At 36.4% G+C, this 9,841-nt stretch carries 9 protein-coding genes; 2 read left to right on the top strand and 7 right to left on the bottom strand.

The annotated features are described in order from the left end of the window. Nucleotides 1-127 precede the first annotated feature (127 nt). From KO509_RS09575 to trxA, 7 genes are all read right to left on the bottom strand, one after another. A complete protein-coding gene (locus KO509_RS09575) occupies nt 128-1,030 on the bottom strand; it encodes a hypothetical protein (protein WP_215973054.1) in 903 nt (300 codons plus the stop codon). 378 nt (nt 1,031-1,408) lie between these two features. Then, entirely contained in the window at nt 1,409-2,122 is a 714-nt protein-coding gene (gene fre / locus KO509_RS09580) for an NAD(P)H-flavin reductase (RefSeq protein WP_215973055.1), read from the bottom strand. Between the two features lie 14 nt (nt 2,123-2,136). Further along, a complete protein-coding gene (ubiD, locus tag KO509_RS09585; protein ID WP_215973056.1) occupies nt 2,137-3,633 on the bottom strand; it encodes a 4-hydroxy-3-polyprenylbenzoate decarboxylase in 1,497 nt (498 codons plus the stop codon). A gap of 77 nt (nt 3,634-3,710) precedes the next feature. Beyond that, nucleotides 3,711-4,430 carry a transporter substrate-binding domain-containing protein gene (locus tag KO509_RS09590; RefSeq protein ID WP_215973057.1) on the bottom strand — a complete coding sequence of 240 codons (720 nt, stop codon included), beginning with the start codon at nt 4,428-4,430 and terminating at the stop codon, nt 3,711-3,713. A gap of 86 nt (nt 4,431-4,516) precedes the next feature. Further along, entirely contained in the window at nt 4,517-5,776 is a 1,260-nt protein-coding gene (rho, locus tag KO509_RS09595; RefSeq protein WP_159816824.1) for a transcription termination factor Rho, read from the bottom strand. Nucleotides 5,777-6,044: 268 nt separating this feature from the next. Then, a complete protein-coding gene (locus KO509_RS09600) occupies nt 6,045-7,097 on the bottom strand; it encodes a CNNM domain-containing protein (protein ID WP_215973058.1) in 1,053 nt (350 codons plus the stop codon). A 210-nt stretch (nt 7,098-7,307) separates the two neighbouring features. Further along, nucleotides 7,308-7,634 carry a thioredoxin TrxA gene (gene trxA, locus KO509_RS09605; RefSeq protein WP_215973059.1) on the bottom strand — a complete coding sequence of 109 codons (327 nt, stop codon included), beginning with the start codon at nt 7,632-7,634 and terminating at the stop codon, nt 7,308-7,310. A gap of 171 nt (nt 7,635-7,805) precedes the next feature. Between trxA and rhlB the strand changes: the two genes are divergently transcribed. After that, nucleotides 7,806-9,074, top strand: coding sequence for an ATP-dependent RNA helicase RhlB (gene rhlB, locus KO509_RS09610; protein ID WP_215973060.1), 1,269 nt, complete (start codon nt 7,806-7,808; stop codon nt 9,072-9,074). A gap of 17 nt (nt 9,075-9,091) precedes the next feature. After that, a partial coding sequence (locus KO509_RS09615; RefSeq protein ID WP_215973061.1) for a phosphatase occupies nt 9,092-9,841 on the top strand: 750 nt, incomplete at its 3' end.

A 9,841-nucleotide genomic window follows, 5' to 3' on the forward strand; every position in this document is an offset into this window, starting at 1 on the left:
AACACTTATTTTCTAGCTTTCAGGTTACCATTCAAATGATGGCACGCTACAGATTTCACTATTCAATTATCTTATTATAATGCTCTGTAACCCAATTAAATACATTGATGTATTGAAACCATAAAAATTAGTAACGACTACATCTAAGCGTAACAGTACACATAGTACTATCTACATTACACGATGTAGCTTGGTAGCAAGACATTCCATTATCTCTTTCATAGACAGTTTCTAAAAAATTTCGTAAATTCTTATTAAATGCAGCACCGTTATTATGATGTAAATCAAAATTTGCCATGCTATTGCTTGTTGTTGCTGAACCGGCTATTTGGTTGCAAGTTGTTCCCGAGACTGCGCAAACCAGAGTGGTTCCACTAACGGTATTGATAATCTGAAATTGTAATGGCTGAGCCGTGGCGGTTTCCATATCTTGCTTAACTTGCTGGCCATTATCGCTATAACCCAATATATTGGCTATTATGTTTGTAATACCCTCAATTCGATTGATCCCTTTATCAATAATGTCTCCATCTTTATGCTTACCGCCTTTATTTAGAATGAACTGATTGTCAGTGCCGGTATTAACATCTTCAATTAAAACGTTATCGTTTAATGGCTCCACAGCCAATATTTGATTACATCCGGTATTATCACAACAACGTTCTTCTGTAGGATCACATTGATAAATAATTTTTTCATAAAATTTGTTTTCAATGTAAGCATTACGGAATGCCCAGAGAATATCATTGGCTTGTTCATCTAATGAAAGACAATTATTTGTGCAGTTTGACACAAAATCATAATCTGCATGCACTAAAGTCCCTGTTAATTTTTCACGCACTCGTTTTACATGAACCTTATGCTCTTTGTTACTAGCATCCTTAAAATACATAGCCAAAACATCATAAGCGTAACTTTGCTGACAAATTCGATTATTACTTTGCAAGCTATCTAAACAATTATTGGCTTGTGCAAAATGAGGTGTAAATAAAAAAGAGATACTGATAATAAAAAGTAGTTTTTTCAACATATTCATTCCTTAAAATGTCGCTATTTTTAGTTTAACTTTGAATTTAGATACCCCATTTTAAATAGAGCATCAAAGAACCTTACTACAAAGGCGACACAAAGACAATCCAACAAAAAAAGTGAAATTCAATGTAAATCAATAGTAGACCATTACATCTGGTTGACTAGGGCGATTATTAGTCTTCAGAACGCTTTATTAATAAAACAACATAAAGCAAAGGTTAAAGTAACATAGCTATTGAATGATTGTGTAAAATTGAAAATTTAGAACATATGATGAAGTATTTTGGGTAGTTTTAGGAAGGAATAAATTGAATCAAATTGTTGATACGCAGTACATCTTAGTACTGCGCTTACAGCTAACAGGTAGTTGCGTTATTTAAATAAAAGCAAATGCATCAGCATGCATATGCGCTAATAAAGCACCACGTTTAACAAAATCATCACGAATAATACCAACCATTTCAAAGCGCCCTGCCAGGTAAATATCATAATCTTCTAAGTTAGCAATATCGTCCATCGCTGCATTATGCACTAACCCCGTTTTACCTTGCCAGATTTCACTTTCACCAACATTTTCAATAACAGGAATAAACTGCGCTTGTGGTAATTTAGCAATTATTGCCGCTGTTTCATCTAATTCGTATGCCGCTGCTAGTTCACGCAATCCCCAGTAAACAATAACCGGGCGTTGTGATTTTTCTTCCGCTAAATATTCAAACATTGATTTAATATAAGAAAAGCCCGTACCACCTGCTAACAATAATAAAGGTCGCTCACTATCAAGACGTAATTCAGCATTACCTAGTGGAATTTCGATACTTACTGGCTCATTAGCAGCTTGCGCAGCTTGAAGGCGTTCGATCACTTGCATTGGGTAGCTATCGGCAATAAATGCCCCTATTTGTAATTCTATCAATTCATTGTTAGGTGAGCTCGCAATAGAAAAAGGACGTTTATCCTCATGACTCATAACAAAATTTAAATACTGGCCCGCAATAAAATTCACTTTTTCGTTCGGTTTTAATAACACTTTAAATACATGTGGCGTTAACGATGTTAACGATACGATTTGACAATCAACAGTCTTCATTTTAAACCTTCTTCCTAATTAATATCTTCTGATAAAATATTGAGTTCTTCCCAGATTTCATCAACTTGCTGTTTAATATTTTCATCCATAACTATGGGTTCACCCCATTCTCTATTAGTTTCGCCTGGCCACTTATTGGTAGCATCTAAGCCCATTTTTGAGCCTAAGCCCGATACTGGCGAAGCAAAATCTAAATAATCAATAGGGGTATTTTCAATTAAGACAGTGTCTCGACTTGGATCCATGCGTGTAGTCATCGCCCAAATCACATCTTCCCAATTTCTAGCATCCACATCATCATCACATACAATAACAAATTTTGTGTACATAAACTGGCGTAAAAACGACCAAACACCCATCATTACACGCTTTGCATGTCCTGCATATTGCTTTTTGATTGTTACAACGGCTAAACGGTATGAACAACCTTCAGGCGGTAAATAGAAGTCTTGAATCTCGGGGAACTGTTTTTGTAAAATAGGCACGAATACTTCATTTAACGCCACACCTAAAATGGCTGGTTCGTCAGGCGGTCTACCTGTGTAGGTACTATGATAAATAGGATCTTTACGCATAGTGATGTGTGTGACGGTAAAAACAGGAAAATCATCTACTTCATTATAGTAACCGGTGTGATCGCCATAAGGCCCTTCAGGTGCCGTTTCATCAGGATCTAAGTACCCCTCTAAAATAATTTCTGCTGTTGCTGGTACCTCTAAGTCATTACTAATCGACTTAGTTACTTCAGTTTTAGCGCCACGCAACAAACCTGCAAAAGCATATTCAGATAGCGTATCTGGTACTGGTGTAACTGCGCCTAAAATAGTGGCAGGATCAGCACCTAAAGCAACAGAAACAGGATATTTCTCGCCAGGATTAGTTTTTTTAAACTCTTGAAAATCTAACGCACCACCACGATGAGATAACCAGCGCATAATCACTTTGTTTTTAGATAAAACTTGTTGCCGGTAAATACCTAAATTTTGTCGTTCTTTATGCGGCCCTTTAGTGACGGTTAATCCCCATGTTATTAATGGTGCAACATCACCTGGCCAACAGCTTTGAATAGGTAATTTGGATAAATCAACCTCATCACCGGTTAAAACCACTTGCTGGCATAGTGCTTTTTTTATGAGCTTGGTTGGCATATTAAGCACCTGTTTATATACAGGTATTTTTCCTAAAGCATCACGAAAACCAGTTGGCGGCTCAGGCTCTTTAAGCATGGCTAGCAGTTTACCAACATCACGCAAGGCGTTTACATCGGTTTGCCCCATAGCTAATGCTACACGCTCTGGGGTGCCAAATAAATTAGTTAATACTGGTACATTGAAAGACTGGCCATGCTCATCAATGGCGTTTTCAAATAATAGTGCGGGCCCTTTAGCACGTAAAGTACGGTCGCTAATTTCAGTCATTGTTAAATGAGTAGAAACAGGCTGAGTAATACGTTTAAGTTGACCAATTTTTTCTAATTGAGCAATAAAATCTCGTAAGTCACTATATTTCATAATTATATAATCGGAAATTTTCAATGGTATTAATAGAATTGAATTAATTATACCTTGCTACAAAGGTAAGGCATAATTTATCGAAGTAACGGATCACTCATAGCTTGACTTTTAATTTTGTCAAATGCAACTTGAATACGCTTTATTATTTCAATATCCGTTTTTTTACTTGCTGCTAAATATAATGTTACTTCAAGATCTTTTAATGGGAAGATGGGCTTAATTTGACTGCAATCTAAATTTTGTTTTTGGCAAGCTTCATAGAAATATAAATCGCTACCTGTTACTAAATCAACGCGATTGGCCAATAACATTCTTACAGATTGTTCACTGTTATTGATAAGATGAATATTGGTTAGATTTTTATTAGCTAAATAATGGTGAAATGCTGAATTTCGCCCTACCGCCAAACTAAAATTATTAATGGTTTCAAAGGAGTCCGTTGCTGTTAATTTTATGCCCTCAAACCCATACAAAGCATAATTCACTTTTTGTATTGGACCTAACCATGAAAATAAATCTTCACGCTCTTTCGTTCTTGCTAATGAATAAATAAGTACATTGGGCTGTAAAAGAGCTGTATTATAAACTCTTGCCCATGGCTGTATTATTATTTCATAATTAATATTTGCTTCTTTTAATACTTTTTCAATTAACGCAGTAGCAGGCCCAACAATTTTACCATCTTCTTCATATTGTAAGGGATAAGCATCTTCCGTATATACTTCAAGAATGGCTTCTTGTGCCGATAACGAAAAAATACAAAAATATAAAACTAATGAAAAATACAACTTCATAGTATCTATCCCAAAGCATTAATAATGCTAAACATAATAAAAAACCAGTCATGATGACTGGTTTTATAATATGGCTTGTACCGTGTTTATTTACGTTTCATAGAATCAAAGAATTCGTTATTGGTTTTACTCATCGCCAACTTATCGATGAGGAATTCAATAGCGCCAACTTCATCCATTTCATGCACTATTTTACGTAAAATCCACATTTTTTGTAGCTCGTCAGGTTTAGTTATTAACTCTTCACGACGTGTACCACTACGATTAATATGAATAGCAGGGAAAACACGTTTCTCTGACACTTTACGCGATAAATGTAATTCCATATTACCCGTGCCTTTGAATTCTTCATAGATAACTTCATCCATTTTAGAACCCGTATCAACAAGCGCTGTAGCGATAATAGTCAAACTACCACCTTCTTCAATATTACGTGCTGCACCAAAGAAGCGTTTTGGACGATGTAATGCGTTAGCATCAACACCACCGGTTAGTATTTTACCTGACGATGGGATTACCGTGTTATAAGCACGTGCTAAACGGGTAATTGAATCAAGTAAAATAACAACGTCTTTTTTATGCTCAACCAAGCGCTTTGCTTTTTCAATAACCATTTCGGCTACTTGTACATGGCGACTTGCTGGCTCATCAAACGTTGAAGCAATAACTTCGCCTTTTACTAGACGTTGCATCTCAGTTACTTCTTCTGGACGTTCATCAATTAATAGAACCATTAACTCAGCATCAGGATGATTATGCGCAATACTTTGGGCAATATTCTGTAATAGTAATGTTTTACCGGCCTTTGGTGGCGCAACAATTAAGCCACGTTGACCTTTACCAATTGGCGAGGCTAAATCTAATATACGAGCCGTTATATCTTCCGTTGAACCATTACCACGTTCCATGGTAAATCGTTCATTTGGATGAATAGGAGTTAAATTTTCAAATAAAATTTTATTACGAGAGTTTTCTGGGCGGTCAAAGTTTACTTCAGTAACCTTTAATAAGGCAAAATAACGTTCGCCTTTTTTAGGTGAGCGAATCTTTCCTTGAATAGTATCACCCGTACGCATACTAAATCGACGGATTTGACTAGGTGATACATAAATATCATCTGGTCCAGCTAAATAAGAAGAGTCTGCGGAGCGTAAAAAACCAAAGCCATCTTGTAGGATCTCTAAAACACCACCACCGAAAATATCGTTGTCGTTTTCAGCATGTTTTTTTAATATAGCAAAAATTATATCTTGCTTGCGTGTTCTAGCCAGGTTTTCCAGCTTCATCGTTTCAGCTAGTTCAACCAAGTCATTAATGGATTTTTCTTTTAATTCGGTAAGGTTCATAGGGGGTTTCTTAAATTATTTTAAGTGTTTATGTCTGGGGCGATTGCCGACAACAGTATATGTTCAATGTATTTTTATAATCTTCTTATCTAATAATAGCACTTATAATGTAGCAAATTTAGATAATAGAATTGGGATAGTGGGGCGTTAATCTTTACTCAGAATCTAAATTTAGCATTAAAAACCATCTAGGTAAAGGCACTAGTTAAAATGTAAGCAAAATATAACGACATAACTATATTTTTCTGCATAAAAAGACGATTTAACATTACTCATTATCATTCTTTTGCTGCTTCATTTCTCTTAAACGCTCACGGTATTTATTTCTAGCAAATTCTTGCATATCAGTTACCGTATCACTTTCATCAATAATTTCTCGTCCAAGCAAGGTCTCAATTGCATCCTCCAAAGTTACCACCCCAGAAGTTTGTCCATATATATCTTCAACCAAGTATAAATGTATATGATTTTTAATAAACATATCCAATAACTGCTGAACAGGTAACTTCTCAGACACCGAACTTAATGGCAGCACAAAATCAATAAGCGACCTGTCACCATAGCCATTGCGCTCTGCTTGATATAAATCCCCTTTCATCACTTTGCCTTTTATATCATCAATGGTTGTTCCGTAAATAGGAATACGGGTAAATTGAGGGGTTAATTCATGATTTAGCGCCTCAGTTACCGTCACATCTTGATGTAACATATGTACTACTGTACGCGGCGTTGATATCTGCCCGGTACGTAATTCACGTAATGATAAAATATTAGATAAATATTCATTTTCCTGGGCAAACAAACTACCATCTTTATGGCCTAACGAGGCAAGCGCAATAATTTCTTCGCGGGTAATTTCATTTTCTTTATTTTGTTTGAATAAGCGCGTTAAACGCGTTGCAACCCACACCAATGGATAAACAATTCTAACTAACCAAACAATCATATATGCCGAAGGAATTGATAAGCTACGCCAAAAGGTAGCCCCTAAGGTTTTTGGTATAATTTCTGACAAATATAAAATGGCCAATGTCAGTAATAGCGCAATTAAGGTTTCCCAGCGCTCACCAAAAATACTAATAGCTTGGGCTCCAACACCTGCAGCTCCCATGGTATGGGCGAAAGTATTTAAAATTAATATACTAGAAAGTGACTCATCTAAATTACTTTTAGCACGCGCTAATACTGCACCGGCTTCTGGCTTTTCAGTTTGGGTTTGCTCCACAAAACTAGGAGTCACAGACAGTAAAACTGCCTCGAGTACAGAACAGAAAAATGACACACCAATAGCAATGGCGAGATAGATGAAAAGCAGGGTCAAATGTTATTTATTCCTAATGATTCCATTATAAAATAGCATAGCACAACCAAACAAATAATTAAGAAGCCTTAATAGAGTCTTAATATTGTTAATAAGGCCAATTTAATTTCAGCACCCTATTCAACTGAATTAGCTCGCTACACTAGGCAAAAAAATACCGCTTACATACGAGCGGCATTAGATAAATTTAAACGATACTAACTTAGAAACTTAAAGATTTTTATCTAAAAATTCTTTTAATTGAGTTTTTGATAGGGCACCTACTTTAGTATCCGCAATTTCACCATCTTTAAATAATAATAGCGTTGGAATACCTCTTACACCATACTTTGGTGGTGTTCCAGAGTTTTGGTCTATGTTTAGTTTACCTATCGTGACCTTGCCGTCATATTCATTAGCAATATCATCAAGCACTGGGGCTATCATCTTACAAGGGCCACACCATTCAGCCCAGAAATCAACCAATACTAAACCAGGTGCTTTTAAAACATCGGCTTCGAAACTATCATCAGTTAGCTGAATAATTTTCTCGTTCATCTTGTTCTCCGTTAGTTATGGCGCTTACGCCAATCTATTAATTACAATATTAAATGTGTCTATAAAACCTTTATGGGGCTTTATTGTTTAAATATCAAGTTCGTTTTCTTTAATCTTCACTTATCAGCGCTAAAATTAGTCATTAACTAAGTTAGGTGTTAAGCTAGCGCCATGAAAAAAACACACTTAACAGAAACAAAATTCGCTGACTTAAATCTTGCTCCGCAAGTCGTCACTGGATTAGAAGCTATGGGCTTCGAATATTGTACGTCTATTCAGGCGAAATCTTTACCCGTGCTACTTCAAAGTACTGATATTGCTGGTCAAGCGCAAACAGGAGAAGGTAAAACTATCGCCTTCTTAGCTGCAACTTTCCATCATTTATTACAAAAAGAAGCACCAACACATAATCAGCCTAGAGCATTGATTATGGCACCAACACGTGAATTAGCAATTCAAATTCACCGTGACGCCATTGAACTCTCTAAAAGTACAGGGTTACGCCTTGGTATTGTATATGGTGGTGAAGGTTATGAAAGTCAACGTTTGGCACTAGAACAAGGTGTCGATATTTTAATTGGTACCTGTGGCCGATTAATTGATTACATGAAGCAAGGCGTATACAACTTAACAAATATTGAAGTAATCGTTTTAGATGAAGCCGACAGAATGTTCGATTTAGGCTTTATTAAAGATATTCGCTATATGTTCAATAAAATGCCTCCCGCTAAACAACGTCTAAGCATGTTATTTTCGGCGACGTTATCATTTAGAGTCAAAGAGCTTGCTTTTGATCACATGAATGACCCAACAAGTGTTGAGGTTGAACCTGAACAAAAAACTAACGTGCGCATTAGTGAAGAGTTATTTTACCCTTCAAATGAAGATAAAATGTCTCTTTTACAAACGCTGATTGAAGAAGATTGGCCTGAAAAAGCGATTATTTTTGCGAACACTAAACACGTTTGTGAAAAAGTTTATGATCACTTGGTTGCCGATGGTCTTCGCGTTGGTTTATTAACAGGTGATGTTCCACAGAAAAAACGCCTAAAAATATTAGAGCAATTTAGTGAAGGTAGTGTAGATTTCTTAGTAGCAACTGATGTTGCCGCGCGAGGCTTACACATTCCAGAAGTAACACACGTATTTAATTTCGATTTACCTGATGATTGTGAAGATTATGTACATCGTATTGGCCGAACTGGTCGTGCTGGCGCAACTGGCCATGCTATCAGTTTAGCTTGTGAACAATATGTATTTAATTTACCTGATATTGAAAACTATATCGAACATGAACTTCCGGTAACAAAATACGATTCAGATGCATTAATTGATGATTTACCTCAACCAAAACCTCGTCAACGTCGCCCTCGACCAAATTCAGGTCGCCCTGGTGGCAACAGGCAAGGTGGTAATAGTAATTATCGTGGCCGTCGTTAGTCAAATATAGTAAGAACATGGAAACTTCCAACACAATACCACAGTACGATGCCAGCCATTACGCTGTGGTTGACTTAGGCTCTAACAGCTTTCATTTATTAATTATCCGTATGCATAATAACCAACGGATAGAGGTAAACAAGGTTAAACGTAAAGTACGTTTAGCTGCTGGCCTTAATCAACAATTAGCGCTTAACCCAGAAACGATCGCTTCTGGTCTTGATTGCTTAAAATTATTCGCTAAACATCTCTCGACTATACCTGTAAGTAATATCAGCATTGTTGCTACCGCAACCTTGAGGATAGCGACTAATAAGGATAAATTTATAAGTCAAGCCAACAAAATTTTGCCTTTAAATATTAAGTTATTAAGTGGTGTTCAAGAAGCAGAAACTATCTATAAAGGCGCAGCTTACTCTTGTACTAATGAGCTTGAGAAAAAACGATTAGTAATTGATATCGGCGGCGCCAGCACAGAATTAATTATAGGCAAAGACTTTAGCACAAGTAAGGTCGTTAGTTTAAATTTAGGTTGTGTTAGTTTTAGAGAGCAATTTTTTACCAATGGACAGTTAACTGAGCAAAATATTACTGCTGCCATTCATGCTGCCAGTGATATTATCACTCCCATCAGTACTGGGTTTATTCAACTAGGCTGGCAATCTGTTTCCGGTAATTCAGGCACGATACAGGCATTAGCTGAAATATTATCTTATCGTCAACAAGAAATAATCATCACCCCTACTTTCTTACAAGAGATCAAACAA

This window comes from Colwellia sp. C2M11, assembly GCF_018860915.1.
Classification (GTDB): domain Bacteria; phylum Pseudomonadota; class Gammaproteobacteria; order Enterobacterales; family Alteromonadaceae; genus Colwellia.

Bases quoted from the DNA above. Each gene is read 5' to 3' on its own strand.
- KO509_RS09575 (WP_215973054.1), bottom strand. From the start codon at position 1,030: ATGTTGAAAAAACTACTTTTTATTATCAGTATCTCTTTTTTATTTACA.
- trxA (WP_215973059.1), bottom strand. From the start codon at position 7,634: ATGAACGAGAAAATTATTCAGCTAACTGATGATAGTTTCGAAGCCGAT.
- ubiD (WP_215973056.1), bottom strand. From the start codon at position 3,633: ATGAAATATAGTGACTTACGAGATTTTATTGCTCAATTAGAAAAAATT.
- fre (WP_215973055.1), bottom strand. From the start codon at position 2,122: ATGAAGACTGTTGATTGTCAAATCGTATCGTTAACATCGTTAACGCCA.
- rho (WP_159816824.1), bottom strand. From the start codon at position 5,776: ATGAACCTTACCGAATTAAAAGAAAAATCCATTAATGACTTGGTTGAA.
- rhlB (WP_215973060.1), top strand. From the start codon at position 7,806: ATGAAAAAAACACACTTAACAGAAACAAAATTCGCTGACTTAAATCTT.
- KO509_RS09590 (WP_215973057.1), bottom strand. From the start codon at position 4,430: ATGAAGTTGTATTTTTCATTAGTTTTATATTTTTGTATTTTTTCGTTA.